Source organism: Sphingobium sp. JS3065, from assembly GCF_026427355.1.
Lineage (GTDB): Bacteria > Pseudomonadota > Alphaproteobacteria > Sphingomonadales > Sphingomonadaceae > Sphingobium.
On sequence record NZ_CP102664.1, the window covers coordinates 1,183,565 to 1,199,549 of the forward strand.

Annotated in this window: 14 protein-coding genes; 7 read left to right on the forward strand and 7 right to left on the reverse strand. The window is 65.0% G+C overall.

The features are described 5' to 3' along the window. The first annotated feature begins 2 nt into the window (after positions 1-2). The 3 genes from NUH86_RS05765 to NUH86_RS05775 are packed head-to-tail and all read left to right on the forward strand — an operon-like array spanning position 3 to position 2,964. Positions 3-359 carry a hypothetical protein gene (locus NUH86_RS05765; protein ID WP_416365362.1) on the forward strand — a complete coding sequence of 119 codons (357 nt, stop codon included), beginning with the start codon at positions 3-5 and terminating at the stop codon, positions 357-359. Next, complete coding sequence (locus NUH86_RS05770) at positions 359-1,753, forward strand: NAD(P)H-hydrate dehydratase (protein ID WP_267252036.1); 1,395 nt, start codon at positions 359-361, stop codon at positions 1,751-1,753. Before NUH86_RS05765 ends, NUH86_RS05770 begins: the two co-directional genes overlap by 1 nt. After that, complete coding sequence (locus NUH86_RS05775; protein WP_267251543.1) at positions 1,750-2,964, forward strand: class I SAM-dependent RNA methyltransferase; 1,215 nt, start codon at positions 1,750-1,752, stop codon at positions 2,962-2,964. Before NUH86_RS05770 ends, NUH86_RS05775 begins: the two co-directional genes overlap by 4 nt. Positions 2,965-3,028: 64 nt before the next feature. Here NUH86_RS05775 and NUH86_RS05780 read toward each other — a convergent pair whose 3' ends face one another. The 5 genes from NUH86_RS05780 to NUH86_RS05800 all read right to left on the reverse strand — a co-directional run bounded on the left by NUH86_RS05780 (position 3,029) and on the right by NUH86_RS05800 (position 9,756). After that, on the reverse strand, positions 3,029-4,222 hold the full coding sequence (locus tag NUH86_RS05780; protein ID WP_267251545.1) for a type III PLP-dependent enzyme: 1,194 nt from the start codon (positions 4,220-4,222) through the stop codon (positions 3,029-3,031). 148 nt (positions 4,223-4,370) lie between these two features. Continuing rightward, positions 4,371-5,543 carry a carboxynorspermidine decarboxylase gene (locus tag NUH86_RS05785; RefSeq protein WP_267251546.1) on the reverse strand — a complete coding sequence of 391 codons (1,173 nt, stop codon included), beginning with the start codon at positions 5,541-5,543 and terminating at the stop codon, positions 4,371-4,373. 85 nt (positions 5,544-5,628) lie between these two features. Continuing rightward, positions 5,629-6,849, reverse strand: a complete 1,221-nt coding sequence (locus NUH86_RS05790; protein WP_267251547.1) for a saccharopine dehydrogenase family protein — start codon at positions 6,847-6,849, stop codon at positions 5,629-5,631. Between the two features lie 209 nt (positions 6,850-7,058). Continuing rightward, a complete protein-coding gene (locus NUH86_RS05795) occupies positions 7,059-8,657 on the reverse strand; it encodes a cisplatin damage response ATP-dependent DNA ligase (protein WP_267251548.1) in 1,599 nt (532 codons plus the stop codon). A gap of 106 nt (positions 8,658-8,763) precedes the next feature. Continuing rightward, the gene (locus NUH86_RS05800) at positions 8,764-9,756 is read right to left on the reverse strand and encodes a ligase-associated DNA damage response exonuclease (protein ID WP_267251549.1); all 993 of its coding nucleotides are present in this window, start codon (positions 9,754-9,756) and stop codon (positions 8,764-8,766) included. Positions 9,757-9,888: 132 nt separating this feature from the next. Here NUH86_RS05800 and NUH86_RS05805 point away from each other — a divergent pair, with 132 nt between their 5' ends. After that, positions 9,889-11,106, forward strand: coding sequence for a DUF3419 family protein (locus tag NUH86_RS05805; protein WP_267251550.1), 1,218 nt, complete (start codon positions 9,889-9,891; stop codon positions 11,104-11,106). Then, entirely contained in the window at positions 11,106-11,753 is a 648-nt protein-coding gene (locus tag NUH86_RS05810; RefSeq protein ID WP_267252037.1) for a class I SAM-dependent methyltransferase, read from the forward strand. The genes NUH86_RS05805 and NUH86_RS05810 overlap by 1 nt, the downstream gene beginning before the upstream one ends. 35 nt (positions 11,754-11,788) lie before the next feature. Here the strand turns inward: NUH86_RS05810 and hemA are convergent, their stop codons facing one another. Then, entirely contained in the window at positions 11,789-13,003 is a 1,215-nt protein-coding gene (hemA, locus tag NUH86_RS05815; RefSeq protein ID WP_267251551.1) for a 5-aminolevulinate synthase, read from the reverse strand. Between the two features lie 153 nt (positions 13,004-13,156). Further along, the gene (gene murI, locus NUH86_RS05820) at positions 13,157-13,960 is read right to left on the reverse strand and encodes a glutamate racemase (RefSeq protein WP_267251553.1); all 804 of its coding nucleotides are present in this window, start codon (positions 13,958-13,960) and stop codon (positions 13,157-13,159) included. Between the two features lie 225 nt (positions 13,961-14,185). Between murI and plsY the strand changes: the two genes are divergently transcribed. Continuing rightward, on the forward strand, positions 14,186-14,800 hold the full coding sequence (gene plsY / locus NUH86_RS05825; protein WP_267251554.1) for a glycerol-3-phosphate 1-O-acyltransferase PlsY: 615 nt from the start codon (positions 14,186-14,188) through the stop codon (positions 14,798-14,800). Further along, complete coding sequence (gene dprA / locus NUH86_RS05830; RefSeq protein WP_267251555.1) at positions 14,797-15,879, forward strand: DNA-processing protein DprA; 1,083 nt, start codon at positions 14,797-14,799, stop codon at positions 15,877-15,879. Before plsY ends, dprA begins: the two co-directional genes overlap by 4 nt. The last annotated feature ends 106 nt before the right edge of the window (positions 15,880-15,985 follow it).

A 15,985-nucleotide genomic window follows, 5' to 3' on the forward strand; every position in this document is an offset into this window, starting at 1 on the left:
TGATGGGCATCATGCATCCCAACCGCGCCTTGAAGGGGAGCGTGCTGCTGTGCCTGGCCTTGGCCGGATGCGGCGGTCCATCGGAATCCGCAGGCCGTGAAACCATATTCTGCTCGATCGGCGCCAATGCCGCGTGGCGCGACGATTGCCCGGTCGAACGGACGCGCGATCTTCTGACCGTGCGCCATGCCGATGGAGGCTTTCGCCGCTTTCGCATCGTACAAGACGGGCGCGGCGTCGTTCCCGCCGACGGGGCGGAGCGCGCCGACATCGGCATTGCGGGCAAGGACGAAATCGAATTGAGTGTCGGGCAGGATCGCTATCGCCTGCCTGTGCGGTTCGGCGAGAGGAAGAAATGATGCAGAGCCAGGCCATCCTAACGGCGGCGCAGATGCGGGAGGCGGAACAGGCGGTCATCGCCGCCGGGGTTCCGGAATATGCGTTGATGGAGCGCGCTGGCGCCGCCGCTGCCGAGATCATATGGCGCGCTGGCGGGAAACGCGATCTGCTGGTCCTGTGCGGCCCTGGCAATAATGGCGGCGACGGTTTCGTGGTGGCGCGGCTGCTGCGGGCGCGGGGTGTGCCGGTCAGGGTCGCGGCTCTGAGCGAAAGCCGCACGGACTCCAGCCTCAAGGCGCGTGCCGCCTGGGGCGGACCCGTGGAAGCGTTGGCCGACACCGCACCGGCCACGCAGATCGTCGATGCGCTGTTCGGCACGGGATTGACGCGGGGTCTGGATGCGGAGTTGGCGACGCGATTGTGCTGGCTCACGGAAAGGGCCAGTTTCAGCTATGCCGTGGATCTGCCGAGCGGCGTGCAGACGGATAGCGGCGAGTTGCTCTCCGATGTGCCGCTGTCGGGGGTGTGCATCGCCCTGGGCGCGTTCAAGCCAGCTCATATGCTGCAACCGGCCGCAGGGTGCTGGCAGAGGCTGGTCTGCGCCGATATCGGCATCGATATGTCGGGCGCGAAGATGCATCGGCTGCCTGTGCCGCAATTGTATCCGCCTGGCCCTTTCGCCCACAAATATAGCCGGGGGCTGGTCGCGGTGGTCGGCGGGGAAATGGCGGGTGCGGGCCTGCTCGCCAGCCAGGCAGCCGCCCGCGCCGGAGCGGGCATGGTGCGGCACATCGCCCGGGTTGCGGTTCATGGAGGACTGGGGGCCATTGTCACGCAGAATGGCGATAGTGCCGCAGATGTTGCCGGATCGCTGAACGATCCCCGCATCAGGGCAGTTCTGGTCGGACCGGGACTGGGGCGCGAGGGGGATGCTCCGGATCGGTTGAAGGCGGCGTTGAGCGCCGGACATCCGCTCGTCCTCGACGCCGATGCTTTGGTCCTGCTGGCGGATGAAGGGTTGGGCGCCATTCCGCCGGGTTCGATTCTGACGCCTCATGAGGGCGAATTCGTCCGGTTTTTCGGAGATTTGCCCGGAAGCAAGATCGACCGGGCGCTGGAGGCGGCGAAGCAATCCCAGGCAGTCCTGATCTATAAGGGAAGCGACAGCGTGATCGCCGCGCCTGACGGCCGCGCGATTTTGTCCTCGGCCAATTCTCCCTGGCTTTCCACGGCGGGGACAGGTGATGTCCTGGCGGGATTGGTCGCCGCCCGGCTGGCGGTCACGGGCGATGGATTCCAGGCGGCCTGCGAAGCGTTATGGCTGCATGGCGAAGCGGCGCGGCGTGCTGGCGCGGCTTTTATCGCGGACGATTTGCTTGCGGAGCTGCCAGCGGCTATCGCCTCCCGCCTGTGACCGATCCAGACACCGACATCATCATCCGCATCGCCGCCAAGGGCGATGGCGTGACCGCCAATGGCCGTCATGTTCCTTTGACAGCGCCGGGCGACCGGATCGCGGCGGACGGCGGCATTTTGCCGGGGCCGCATCATGTCGATCCGCCTTGCGTCCATTTTCCGACCTGCGGCGGATGCGAACTTCAGCATATCGACGATGCCAGCTATGCGGATTTCGTGACAGCGCGCGTCACCGGAGCCCTGGCGGGGCAGGGTGTGGAGCCGGGCACGCTCCTGCCGCCGCATATCTCGCCGCGAAAGGCGCGCCGCCGCGCTTCCCTGAGAGCCAGCAGGCAGGGGCGGAAGGTCGTCATCGGTTTTGCGGAATCCGGCAGCCATATGCTGGTCGACCTGACGATGTGTGAAATTCTCGACCCGACGCTGTTCGCTTTGCTGGCGCCGCTCAGGGCATTGTGCGGCGTCATCCTGCCCGACAAGCGCGCCGTGCATGTCCGCATGTCGTTGACCGACCAGGGCGTGGACCTGCTGCTGGAAGGATTTCGGATCGACGGACTCGCCGCCGATGAAGCGTTGCTGGCCTTTGCGCGAGAACAGGTGTTGGCCCGGCTGACCATCGATGAAGGTGACGGGCCGCAGACCCGGTGGGAGCCGGAACCCGTCACCGTCAGCTTCGGCGGCGTGCCGGTCGCTTTCCCGCCCTTCGCCTTTCTCCAGGCGACTCCGGACGGCGAAGCAGCGTTGGTTGGCGAAGCGCGACAGGCCATGCCTGCCGAGGGCGCCATCGCCGATCTTTTCTGCGGACTGGGCACTTTCGCGCTAGCCGTGGGATCGAAACAGCCGGTCTATGCGGCGGAGGCGGCGCGCGATCTTGTCCTCTCCCTGAAATCGGCGGCGAACCGCACGGGGCGGCGGATGGTCGTGGATCATCGGGATCTGTTCAGACGCCCTCTGACGCCTGCGGAGATCGATCGCTTCGCCGGCATCGTCATCGATCCGCCACGTGCTGGCGCCAGGGAGCAGGTGATGCAACTTGCAGCGTCGAACGTGCCGGTCATCGCCTATGTCTCCTGCAATCCAGCTAGTTTCGCGCGCGATGCCGCCCATCTGATCGGAGGAGGCTATCGGCTGGAAAGCGTGCGGCCGGTGGGGCAGTTCCGCTGGTCGACCCATGTCGAGCTGGTCGGAATTTTCCGGCGCGGACAAGGTTAGTCCCTCGCCGCGGGGGAAGTGCGGCGAGGGACATACACCCTCTCCTAAGGGGAGGCCTAAGCCTCTACCCCAGCTTGATGACAGTGGCGCGACGGCGGACCGGGGCGGCGTCGACATAGAGGCTGGCCATCGGCTCGTCCTCCACCTCAATGATCGCTTCCGACGTGAAGCCGTTGAAACCGGTGCGCATCGCCGCGCCATAGGCGCCGAGCATACCGATCTCTATATAATCGCCCACCTGCACGTCTTCCGGCAGCATGAAGGGGCCGACCATATGGTCCATGTCGTCGCAGGTCGGGCCGTAGAAGGAGAAGCCGGTCAGTTCCGCCTCGCTCTCTTCCTCCCGCAGCAGGGCCACGGGGAAGCGCCAGCCGATATGCGCCGCGTCGAACAGCGCGCCATAGGCGCCGTCGTTGATGTAGAGTTCCGTGCCGCGACGGCGCTCCACGCGCACGACGACCGAGCTGTACTCCGCCGACAGCGCCCGGCCGGGTTCGCACCACAATTCCGACGAATAGCTGACGGGAAGGCTTTCGAAGCCGCGATGGATCGCGTCAAAATAGGCCTCCAGCGCGGGCGGTTCCATGCCGGGATAGACCGACGGGAAACCGCCGCCGACATCGATGATGTCGACCGTGACGGCAGCGTCGACGATGGCGGCGCGGACACGCTCTATGGCGTCGCTATAGGCCTGGGGCGACATGGCCTGGCTGCCGACATGGAAGCAGATGCCCAGCGCGTCGGCCGCCTGGCGGGTGGCCATCAGCAGTTCGCGGGTCTCGCCCAGTTCGGCCCCGAATTTGGACGCGAGGCTGAGTTCGGAATGTTCGGACGACACGCGCAGGCGGACGCACAGTTCCAGGTCCGCGGCATCGTTCGTGGCGCGCATGATCTTGGCCAGTTCGTCCATCGAGTCGAGCGAGAAGGTGCGCACGCCATGGACATGGTACGCCTCCGCAATCGCTTCCTCGGCCTTGACCGGGTGCATGAAGCAGAGCTTTGCCTGACCCTCGAGAGTTTCCGCGACCAGACGCACTTCCGCGATAGACGCCACGTCGAAATGCGTGATTCCGCAAGCGAACAAAGTGCGGATCAGATCGGGAGACGGGTTCGCCTTGACCGCATAGAGCGACCGCCCCGGAAACTTCTCCGAAAAGAAGCGGGCGGCCCGGGCCGCGGCCTGGGGACGAATCAGCGTTACCGGTGCTGCCGGTGTGAGGGCGGTTGCTACCCCCAGCGCGCTATGATGCTTGTGCAACTCAAGGGACCTCCAGTGTAGTCGTTGGCAAAGAAGCTGCCTTGCGGTGGAAGTCCCATGGGGCAGCGGAAGGGCGATATATGCGGAGGGGTCCCCCCTGTAAAGCGCATCCGTAAATTTTGTTGCGCTTGCCGCTATTAAATGTGCGTCAGGAGAGGCGGGACTTGAAATCCTCATAGGAAAAGCGGCGGATTTCCTTGAGTTCGTCGGTTTCCGAGTGCCACAGCCAGATGGCGGGCAGGGGCACGCCGTTGAATGTATTGGTCTTTACCATCGAATAGTGCGCCTGATCCAGGAAGGCGATCCGCCGTCCCGGAGTCGCGCCGCCGGGGACTCGATAGTCGCCGATGATGTCGCCCGCCAGGCAGGACGGGCCGCCGAGTCGGGTGAGCTGGCCTTCCGTTTCCTCATGCAGCATGGCGGGGCGGTAGGGGGCCTCTATGACGTCGGGCATGTGGCAGGTGGCGGAGATGTCCGTGATCGCCACGGGCATGCCGTTGTCGATGACGTCCAGGATTTCGCCGATCAGGATGCCGGCGTCGAGGGCCATGGCCTCGCCGGGTTCGATATAGAGTTCGAGGCCCGTTTGCGCCTTGATGCGATGGAGGAAGGCGATCAGATCGTCGATCTGGTAGTCGGCGCGGGTGACATGGTGCCCGCCGCCGAAATTGAGCCATTTGAGGCCGCCGACATGAGGCATGACGCGGGATTCGATCGCCGCCCAGGTGCGTTCCAGCGGCAGGAAATCCTGTTCGCAGAGATTGTGGACGTGCAGGCCGTCGACGCCGTCGAGATGTTCGGGGCGCAACTGGTCTATGGGGAAACCCAGGCGGCTGTGCGGTTGCGAGGGGTCGTATTTGGGGACTTCGCCCTCCGCATGGAGGGGGTTTATGCGCAGGCCGATGTCGAAGTTCACACCGTTCAAACGGGCATCGTCGATGACAGGGCGCAGGCGGGCGATCTGGCCGGGGCTGTTGAAGATCACATGGTCGGAAATCTTGAGGATTTCGGCCAGATCTTCGGGCTTGTAGGCGGCGCAATAGGTGGCGACCTCGCCCCGATATTCCTCATGGGCAAGGCGCGCTTCGTAGATGCCGGAGGCGCAGACGCCGTCGAGATACTCCGCGACCACGCCGCCAAGGGACCACATGGAGAAGGCCTTGAGCGCGCCGAGCACCTTGATGCCTGCGCGGTCGCGGATGTCGCGCAGGACCGACAGGTTGCGGCGCACCGCCGCCTCGTCCACCACGAAGGCGGGCGAGGGGACGCGGTGCAGGTCGAAATGCGCGAAGGCGGCGGGGTCGCCGGCTTTGGTTTCCATAGTTCCTCCGTTCGGGCTGAGCGAAGTCGAAGCCCTTTATCGAACGCAAGTGAGATGCCTTCGCCAAGGCTCAGGGCGAACGGGGTCAAAAGTCCAGCGGCGCGTCCAGTTCCTTCACCTGCCAGGGCAGGCCGTGTTTGTTCAGCATGTCCATGAAGGGATCGGGATCGAACTGTTCGATGTTGAACACGCCGCCCCCTTCGCCTTCCGGGGCCTTCCAGGCGCCGGTCAGCATCATGGCCGCGCCGATCATCGCCGGGACGCCGGTGGTGTAGCTGACCGCCTGGTTGCCGGTTTCGGCATAGGCGTCCTCATGGTCGCAGACATTGTAGACGTAGACGGTCTTCTGCTGCCCATCCTTTTCGCCGGTCGCGATGTCGCCGATATTGGTCTTGCCCTTGGTGGTCGAACCCAGGCTGGACGGTTCGGGCAGCACGGCCTTCAGGAACTGGAGCGGGATGATTTCCTGCCCGTTGTAGATCACCGGATCGATGCGGGTCATGCCGACATTCTGGAGCACCTCCAGATGCTTGAGATAGGCGTCGCCGAAAGTCATCCAGAAGCGGATACGCTTGATTTCCGGATAGAATTTGGCGAGCGATTCCAGTTCCTCATGATACATGAGGTACATGTTCTTTTCACCCACCTGGTCGAAGTCGAACGGCTGCTTATGCTTCAGCGCCGGGCCTTCGACCCACTTGCCGCCCTCCCAGTGACGGGAGGGGGCGGTGACTTCGCGGATGTTGATTTCCGGGTTGAAGTTGGTGGCGAAATGCTGGCCATGGTCGCCGCCGTTGCAGTCCAATATGTCGAGCGTGTCGATCCGGTCGAGCAGATGCTTCTTGATATAGCTGGCGAAGACGCTGGTGACGCCGGGGTCGAAGCCCGAACCCAGCAGCGCCATGATGCCCGCTTCCTTGAAGCGATCCTGATAGGCCCATTGCCAGCCATATTCGAACTTGGGGGTGTCGCGGGGTTCGTAATTGGCTGTGTCCAGATAGTCGACCTTGGTCGCGAGGCAGGCGTCCATGATCGCCAGATCCTGATAGGGCAGCGCCAGGTTCACGACCAGTTTGGGCTGCACCTTTTCGATGAGGGCGATGGTTTCAGCGACATTGTCGGCATCGACCTGCGCCACGTCGATGGTGACTCCGGTGCGGGCCTTGACCGATTCGGCCACTTTTTCGCAACTGACGATCCGGCGGCTGGCGAGCGTGATATGGCTGAAAATATCGGGATTCATCGCCATCTTGTGAACCGCGACAGACCCGACGCCACCCGCACCAATGACCAGAACCTTGCTCAATTCAACTGCTCCATAGCTGTACCGCGCCGATGACGCGAAAGCGCCCATATAGGGGCTGCGCGTGACAGCGCAAAGTCAGAGGTTCGAGGAAGCCGGGATTGTTGTCGGCGGAGGAGGGGAGACGTCCGGTTTGGGTGGGAGGCGGAGATTTTATCGCTGGGATGACGATTTTATCAATGTCTGCTTCTGGCCGGGGCTGCATGATGACATCAGCTTATCAACCGCCGCAACCCCGCCACCGTATCCGCCTCATGCGCGGGCTTGTCCCTTCGGATGCGGGCTATCCTGGGAAAGCGCATCGCCAGCCCCGACTTATGCCGCTTGCTTTCGTGGATGCTGTCAAACGCCACCTCCAGCACCAGTGACTTTTCCACCTCGCGCACCGGGCCGAAGCGGTTGACCGTATTCCCCCGCACGAAGCGGTCCAGCCATTTCAGTTCCTCGTCGGTGAAGCCGCTATAGGCCTTGCCCACGGGCAGCAGTTCGCCTTCCTCCGTCCAGCAGCCGAACGTATAGTCCGAATAGAAGGATGAGCGTTTGCCGTGGCCGCGCTGGGCGTACATCATCACGCAGTCGGCGGTCAGCGGGTCGCGTTTCCATTTATACCAGAGCGCGGCCTTGCGTCCCGCGACATAGGGGCTGTCGCGGCGCTTGAGCATCACGCCCTCTATGGCGGCGTCGCGGGCGCCAGCGCGGATGTCGGCGAGCGTTTCGAAATCGGATGCTTCGATGAGGGCGGAAATGTCGAAGCGCTGCGGATCAAGAAGGGCCATGGTGGTTTCAAGGCGTGTGCGGCGTTGCTCCCACGGCAGCGCGCGCAAGTCTTCGTCAGCGTCGAGCAATATGTCGTAGAGGCGGACGAAGGCGGGATAGTCGTCCATCATCTTCGCCGTCACCGCCTTTCGGCCAAGACGTTGCTGGAGGGCGTTGAAGCTCGCCGCACCGCCGCCGTGGCTTTGGCCGCCCTGAAACTCGCCTTTGACGAGCAGTTCGCCGTCGAGGACGGCATGGTGGCGGAAGGCCTGCGCTATGTCGGGGAAGCTGCCGGTGATGTCGTCTCCGGCGCGGCTGTAGAGGCGGGTTTCGTTGGGCGTGCCGACGATCTGGATGCGGATGCCGTCCCATTTCCATTCGGCGGCATAATGGGCGAGGTCGACGCTTTCCGCCTCCAACGGGTGGGCGAGCATGAAGGGGCGGAAGAAGGGCGTGCCGGCCGGGTCGGGGCGATCGCCCTTGCCCTCCGCCCAGGCGAAGAGGGCGGCGTAGGGCGGGGTGAGGGCGTGCCAGCATTCCTCCACATCGTCGACATCGAGGCCGAAGGCCTGCGCGAAGCCGGTCTTGGCAAGGCGGGCGGAGATGCCGACGCGCAGGCCGCCGGTGGCGAGCTTGAGCAGCGCGAAGCGGCCCGACGCATCGAGATGATCCATCATCCGGGCCAGGGTTGCGGGGGCGGCGGCCCGGCTGGTGGCGTGGAGGCGGTCGACCATGGCGGAGAGGGTGAGGGAACCGTCGTCCATTTCCGGCGGCTGGTCTTCGGCTTTCGGCCAGAGGAGGGCGACGGTTTCGGCAAGGTCGCCGACATAATCGCGGCTCATTTCGAACAGCACCGGATCGACGCGGGCGCGGGTCATTTCGGCTATGGTGGAGGCCTTGACGGCTTTCAGGTCGAGATTGCCGGTCAAGGCGGCCAGCGCCCAGCCCCGATCCGGGTCGGGGGCGCTGCGCATATAGCTGGCGATAAGGTCCAGCTTGCCGTTGCGGGAACGGGTGTAGACCAGACTGTCGAGGAGTTGGGAGAAGGCGCGCATCAGGTTTTTCCGTTCGCTCTGAACGAGATCGAAGCCGCTTCGACAAGCTCAGCGGAGGGCTTCGACAGGCTCAGCCCGAACGGAGGTGGGGTTGGTTGAAGATGCATCAGCCCTCATCCTCGTCTTCGCGGCCCACCAGGGCCAGGGCGCGGGCGCGGAACTGATGGGTCATGCACCAGTGGAGCAGGGCTTCTTCCCGCCCATGGGTGATCCATGTCTCGGACGGGGCGACTTCGCGGATGGTGTCGGTCAGTTCGTCCCAGTCGGCATGGTCGGAGATGACCAGCGGCAGTTCGACATTGCGTTGGCGGGCGCGCTGGCGGACGCGCATCCAGCCCGACGCCATGGCGGTGATGGGATCGGGCAGGCGGCGGCTCCAGCGGTCGTTGAGCGCTGAAGGCGGCGCCATGACGATGCGGCCCCGCATCTCCCTGGCGGGAAGGCCGGTGGCGGGGCGGAGATCGCCCAGGTCGACGCCGAATTGCCGGTAGAGCGCGCACATCCTCTCCAGCGCGCCATGGATGTATATGGGGTCGTGATGCCCTCTCGCCCGCAATTCGCAGATGAGGCGTTGGGCCTTGCCGAGGGCGTAGGCGCCGACGAGGACGCAGCGGTCGGGATTGGCGTGGAGGGCGGTGAGCAGGCGGTCGACTTCGCTGCCGGTGTCGGGATGGCGGAAGACCGGCAGGCCGAAGGTCGCTTCGGTGACGAAGATGTCGCAGGGGACGGGTTCGAACGCCTTGCAGGTGGGGTCAGGGCGCCGTTTATAGTCGCCGGTGACGACGACGCGCTCGCCCGCGTGGCTGAGGACGATCTGGGCGGAGCCGAGGACATGGCCCGCCGGGACGTAGCTGATCGTGACGCCGTTCATGCGGATTTCCTCGCCATAGGGAACCGCCGAGCCTGACGCCGTGCCATAGCGCAGGGCCATGATGGCGAGCGTTTCCTCCGTCGCCCAGACATGGCCGTGGCCGCCCCTGGCATGGTCGGCATGGCCGTGGGTGACCAGGGCGCGCTCCTGCGGGACGGACGGATCGATCCAGGCATTGGCGGGGCGGACATAGATGCCGGTGGGGTGAGGTTCGATCCAGTGAGCCATTGCTGGGAAAGAAGGTGGATGGAGCGGGTTGGTTCCGCAAGCGGCTTCACATTGCCGTAACCTCCATGTCACGCGGGCGACATGCCGCTGCCCTATGCGCCCGGACGACCCGGCAGCGAGGAGGCGCGGTTTATGGCATCTATGGCTCATCGGAACGTTACCCGCGCGGTGCATCGGCATCGGCATCTTTCCAGGCAGGGATTGCTGGAGCGCGCCTTCACCTTCGCGTTCCGGGGGCTGGTCTATGCGCAGATCTGGGAAGACCCTGCTGTCGACATGGAGGCGTTGGCGATCACGCCAGACAGCCATGTCGTCACCATCGCTTCGGGCGGGTGCAATGTGCTGAGTTACCTGACCGCCGATCCGGCGAAAATCACGGCGGTGGACCTCAATACCGCGCATATCGCGCTCAATCGGCTGAAACTGGCGGCGGCGCGGGCCTTGCCGGATCATGAGGCATTCCATCGTTTCTTCGCCAAGGCGGATTGCAGGGAGAATGTGGCGGCCTACCGGGATTTCGTGGCGCCGCATCTGGACGACGCCACGCGGCGCTATTGGGAAGGGCGCGATTTTATCGGGCGGCGGCGCATCGGGGGCTTTGCGCGGGGGATCTACCGGCATGGGCTGCTGGGGCGCTTTATCGGCGCGGCGCATCTGCTGGCGCGGTTGCATGGGGTCAATCCGCGCCGGATGCTGGACGCCGGGAGCCGGGAAGAGCAGCGCGCCATTTTCGAGGCGGAACTGGCGCCGGTGTTCGACAGCGCCTTCACGCGCTGGCTGACGAGCCAGCCCGCTTCGCTCTTTGGCCTGGGCATTCCGCCGGCGCAATATGAGGCGCTGGCCGGGGATGAGCGGATGGACAGTGTGTTGAAGGCGCGGCTGGAGAAGCTGGCCTGCGATTTCGACCTCAAGGATAATTATTTCGCCGTGCAGGCCTTTGGGCGCGGCTATGCCGGAGGCGAGGGGCCGTTGCCGCCCTATTTGCAGGCGGCGAACCATCGGGCGGTGGTCGATCGCGCCGGGCGGGTGGATGTCCGGCATGTGAACTTCACCGATTTTCTGGCGTCGCAGGAGGCGGGATCGGTCGACCGCTGCATATTGCTCGATGCGCAGGACTGGATGGACGATGCCCAGTTGAACGCGCTGTGGGCGCAGATCACGCGGACGGCGCGGCCGGGGGCAAGGGTGCTGTTCCGCACGGCGGGCGAGCCGAGCATCCTGCCCGGACGGGTCGACGATGCGGTGCTGTCGCGCTGGGATTATCGGGCGGAAGAGTCGCTGGATTATACGGCGCGGGACCGGTCGGCCATTTATGGCGGCGTGCACCTCTATATGTTGAAGGACGCATGATGAGCGGCGGTCATGGCGGGTTGATGGACAGCGTCTATCGGCATCAGCGGCATATTTACGACCTGTCGCGGAAATTCTACCTGTTGGGGCGGGACGGGTTGATCGCCGACCTGGCCCCGCCGCGTGGGGGAGCGGTGCTGGAAATCGGTTGCGGGACCGGGCGGAATTTGATCGCCGTGGGCAAGGCCTGGCCGGAGGCGCGGCTTTACGGCGTCGATATTTCCGAAGCGATGCTGGAGACGGCGCGCAAGGCCGTGGCGAAGGCGGGCATGGCCGATCGGGTGATGCTGGCGCAGGGGGACGCCTGCGCGTTCGATGCGGGGGCGCTGTTCGGGCGGATGGATTTCGAGCGGGTGTTCATCAGCTATGCGCTGTCGATGATCCCGGATTGGGAAGGCGCTTTACGGCAGGCGGTGGGCTGTGTGGCGCATGGGGGCAAGCTGGAGGTTGTGGACTTCGGTCAGCAGGACGATTTGCCCGCCTTCTGGAAACAGGCTCTGTTTGGCTGGCTGGAGCGTTTTCACGTATCGCCGCGCGCCGAGCTCAGGCAGGCGATCGGGAGATTGGCGGCTGATATGGGCGGCTTTCCGCATAGCCGGAGCCTGTATCGCGGCTATGCGGTGAGAGGCGGATTGATCCGGGTCTAGGGATTGGACTCCCGCCTTCGCGGGAGCACGCGGTTTCAGGCCGCCTTCCTGAGTTCCAGCCGGTCCCATATCTCCACCAGCGCATCGACCAGTTCGCGCATCATCTCTTCATTATGCGCCGGGCCGGGGGTGAAGCGCAGGCGCTCCGTGCCGCGGGGGACGGTGGGGTAATTGATCGGCTGCACATAGGCGCCATATTCCGCGAGCAATATGTCGCTGATCCGCTTGGCCTTGACCGGGTCGCCCACCATCAGCGGGACGATGTGCGTCACGGAAGGCATGACCGGCAGTCCGGCTTCGGCCATCAGGCGCTTGAGCGTCGCGGCGGACGCCTGCTGCCCTTCGCGTTCCTCGCTCGATTGCTTGAGGTGACGAACGCTGGCCAGCACGCCCGCGACCAGCACCGGCGACAGCGATGTTGTGAAGATGAAGCCCGGCGCATAGCTGCGGATCACGTCCACGATCATCTGGTCCGCGGCGATATAGCCGCCCATGACGCCGAAGGCCTTGCCCAGCGTGCCTTCGATGATGGTCAGGCGATCGGCGACCTCATCCCGTTCGGAAATGCCGCCGCCATGGTCGCCGTACATGCCGACGGCATGGACTTCGTCCAGATAGGTGAGCGCGTTATATTCGTCCGCCAGATCGCAGATCGCGGCGATGGGCGCGATGTCGCCATCCATCGAATAGACGCTTTCGAAGGCGATCAGCTTGGGCACTTCGGGATCTTCGGCGGCGAGCAGTTCGCGCAGATGGTCCACGTCATTGTGGCGGAAGACGCGCTTTTCGCAGCCCGAATTGCGGATGCCCGCGATCATCGAAGCGTGGTTCAGCTCGTCCGAGAAGATGATGCAGCCGGGCAGCAGCTTGGCCAAAGTCGACAGCGTCGCTTCGTTCGAGACATAGCCCGAAGTGAAGAGCAGCGCGGCTTCCTTGCCATGCAGATCGGCAAGTTCGCCCTCCAGGTCGACATGATAATGGGTGTTGCCGCCGATGTTGCGCGTGCCGCCGGAGCCTGCGCCGACATCGTGCAGCGCCTCTTCCATGGCGGCGACGACCTTGGGATGCTGGCCCATGGCGAGATAGTCGTTGGAACACCAGACGGTGATCGGCTTCGGACCGTTGTGGCCGTGGAAGCAGCGGGCATTGGGAAAGGCGCCCTTGTTGCGCAGGATGTCGATGAACACCCGGTAGCGACCTTCGCTATGGAGCCGGTCGATAGCCTGCGTGAAAATGTGCTTGTAGTTCACTTAAAAGCCCAGTCCCTGTTCCCGCATCCCCTCTTTGAGGGGCATTTACCTGCTGCGATGGCCTATTACCAGTGATAACCGCTCGCAGCCTTAGGGAGAATTACCTATCACCATGATAGAAAGGCTTGCCATTGGACCAAAGGTCCACCCCGTTCAAAGTCCCTCTATCCCTAGCAAACCATAGTTTTCCAGGGCCGGGCGAAGCGGTTCGACGCCCTCGTCCAGCCGCGTGAAGACGGCGGTTCCGGGGGGCGGAGCGGCGGGCCATGGCTGTCCCTGGGTAAGATAGGCGATGCGGCGCGCAATGCCTTCACCGCCATGCACGAATCGGAGGGGGCGGGGCGACGCCGCGGCCAGCTCCGCCTCGACCAGCGGGAAATGCGTGCAGGCAAGGACCACCATGTCCATCCGGTCGCCGCCGGGCTGGTCGAACAGGCCGGAAAGGGCGTCCCGCGCGATGGCGGGGTCCAGCGGTTCGCCGCGCAGCTTCGCTTCGGCCAGTTGCACGAGAGCCGCCGAGCCATGGCGCAGGACGGTGCAATCGGAACCGAATTCGGCGGCGAGGCGGTCCACATAGGGCTGGCGCACGGTGGCGTCCGTGCCGAGGACGCCGAAGACCCGGCTTTGCGAGAGCAGCGCCGCCGACTTGATCGCAGGCACGGTGCCGACGACCGGTATGTCCAGCGCGGCGCGGACAGCCGAAAGAGCGATGGTCGAAGCGGTGTTGCAGGCGATGACCGCGAGGCGGGGGCGATAGCGTTCCACCAGGCGGCCCAGCAATGCAGGCACGCGCGCGGCGATTTCCGCCTCGCTCTTCGTGCCGTAGGGGAAGCCCGCGCTGTCCGCCGCATAGACGATGGGCGCATTGGGCAGCGCCGCCCGCGCCGGACCGAGGATGGAAAGCCCGCCGACGCCGGAATCGAAGAACAGCAAGGGGGCATGGGGTGCGACTGTCATTATGCCCGACATGTTGCGGCATGGCGGCGGGCTGTCAACATGGGGGATGCGATGAGGGGGATTGGCTGATCCAAGACATTCCTTCTCCCTCGAGGGAGAAGGATATGGAGGGAGAGGGGTAAAGAATGACGGCATGGTCGACATTCAACCAGTCCTTCGTCACCTTCGCCATTGCCCGGTGCGCCGGGAACGCTATGGTCGCGCCGCAACTATTACGGCGAGATCATGACTCCTCCCTGGCTAATTCCCGCGTTCGTCCTGCTGATGGGTTATCTGCTGGGGTCCATCCCCTTCGGGCTGTTGCTGACGCGCTTCACCGGGGCGGGCGACCTGCGCAAGATCGGGTCGGGCAATATCGGCGCGACCAATGTGTTGCGCACCGGGCGCAAGGGGCTGGCGGCGGCGACCCTGCTGCTCGATCTGTTGAAGGGCGGGGCCGCCGTGCTGGTCGGCGCGGCGCTGGTCGACGGCGGCGGGCCGATGGCGGGCGCGATGGCCTTTATCGGCCATTGCTATCCGGTCTGGCTGCGCTTTGCCGGGGGCAAGGGCGTGGCGACCATGATGGGCGTGGCGACGGCGCTCTACTGGCCCGCCGGGATCGTCTTCGCAGTCGTCTGGCTGGGCGCGTTGTTCGGGACCAAATGGTCGTCCGTGGGCGGGATGGCGGCGGCGGTGAGCGCGCCTGTCGCCATGTGGTTTTTCGGGCGGCTCGATCTGGTGCCGGTGGCGTTGGCGCTCGCGCTGATCGTGCTGTGGCGGCATCGGGAGAATATCGCGCGGCTCGCCAAGGGGACCGAGCCGAAGGTCGGCTCCTCCAGGAAGGCCGCGTCCGGCGAATGAGCGAGTTGGAGCGGTTCAACCGCCTGCGCCTGATCCGCTCGCCGCGCATCGGGCCGGTGACGTTCCGCCAGTTGATGGCGCGCTTCGGATCGGCGGGGGAGGCTTTGCAGGCTCTGCCCGATCTGGCGGCGCGGGGCGGGGGGAAGGCCAGCATCATCGACCCGAAACCGGTCGAGCAGGAGATAGCGCGCAGCCGCGCAGCCGGTGCGCGCTATCTGATCATGGGGGACAAGGATTATCCCGCTCTGCTGGACCAGATGGAGGGTGCTCCACCGGCGTTGATCGTGCGCGGGGATGTCGCGCTGGCGGGGCGGGAGTGCGTGGCGCTGGTCGGGGCGCGCAATGCGTCGGCGGCGGCCTGCCGTTTTGCGCGGATGCTGGCGCGCGACCTGGGGCAGCAGGGGGCCGTCGTGGTGTCCGGACTGGCGCGGGGGATCGACACGGCGGCCCATCAGGGATCGGTCGGCAGCGGCACCATCGCCGTCATCGCCTGCGGCATCGACATCGCCTTTCCGCCGGAAAATGCCGACTTGCAGGAACAGGTGGCGAATGAGGGGTTGCTGGTGACGGAACATCCGCCGGGAACGCAGCCGCTGGCCCGGCAATTCCCGGCGCGCAACCGGATCATCGCGGGGCTGGCCAAAGGCACGGTGGTGGTCGAGGCGGCGCCGAAATCCGGATCGCTGATCACGGCGCGTCTGGCGGGCGAGGCGGGGCGTGAGGTGATGGCCGTGCCTGGATCCCCGCTCGATCCGCGGGCGCAGGGATGCAACCAGTTGATCCGGGAAGGCGCGACGCTGATCCAGAGCGCGGCGGATGTGATGGAGGCGGTCGGCGTCATCGACACGCGCATGGTGCGGCAGGCCAGTCTGGATTTCGCGGGGGAGCCGCCTTCGTCCGATGTGGCGGAGAAGGAACGGGTGGCGGTGATCGATCTGCTTGGCTTGGCGGCGGTGCCGGTGGATGAAGTGATAAGGCTGTCGGCCCTGACGCCCGCCATCGTGCATACGGTGCTGCTGGAACTGGAACTGGCCGGGCGGCTGGAGCGGCATGCGGGCGGAAAGGTCAGCATTTCATGAACTTGCGTACTGGTTTTAGCGGTGGACTGCGCCTACACCGCTGGAGCTTGACGCGGGGCGGCAACAGCTTTCAGACTCGCGCGTGTACGTGAGAGATTTCAAAACC

Bases quoted from the DNA above. Each gene is read 5' to 3' on its own strand.
- NUH86_RS05810 (WP_267252037.1), top strand. From the start codon at position 11,106: ATGAGCGGCGGTCATGGCGGGTTGATGGACAGCGTCTATCGGCATCAG.
- murI (WP_267251553.1), bottom strand. From the start codon at position 13,960: ATGACAGTCGCACCCCATGCCCCCTTGCTGTTCTTCGATTCCGGCGTC.
- NUH86_RS05800 (WP_267251549.1), bottom strand. From the start codon at position 9,756: ATGGCTCACTGGATCGAACCTCACCCCACCGGCATCTATGTCCGCCCC.
- dprA (WP_267251555.1), top strand. From the start codon at position 14,797: ATGAGCGAGTTGGAGCGGTTCAACCGCCTGCGCCTGATCCGCTCGCCG.
- NUH86_RS05770 (WP_267252036.1), top strand. From the start codon at position 359: ATGCAGAGCCAGGCCATCCTAACGGCGGCGCAGATGCGGGAGGCGGAA.
- NUH86_RS05785 (WP_267251546.1), bottom strand. From the start codon at position 5,543: ATGGAAACCAAAGCCGGCGACCCCGCCGCCTTCGCGCATTTCGACCTG.
- NUH86_RS05765 (WP_416365362.1), top strand. From the start codon at position 3: ATGGGCATCATGCATCCCAACCGCGCCTTGAAGGGGAGCGTGCTGCTG.
- NUH86_RS05795 (WP_267251548.1), bottom strand. From the start codon at position 8,657: ATGCGCGCCTTCTCCCAACTCCTCGACAGTCTGGTCTACACCCGTTCC.
- plsY (WP_267251554.1), top strand. From the start codon at position 14,186: ATGACTCCTCCCTGGCTAATTCCCGCGTTCGTCCTGCTGATGGGTTAT.
- NUH86_RS05805 (WP_267251550.1), top strand. From the start codon at position 9,889: ATGGCATCTATGGCTCATCGGAACGTTACCCGCGCGGTGCATCGGCAT.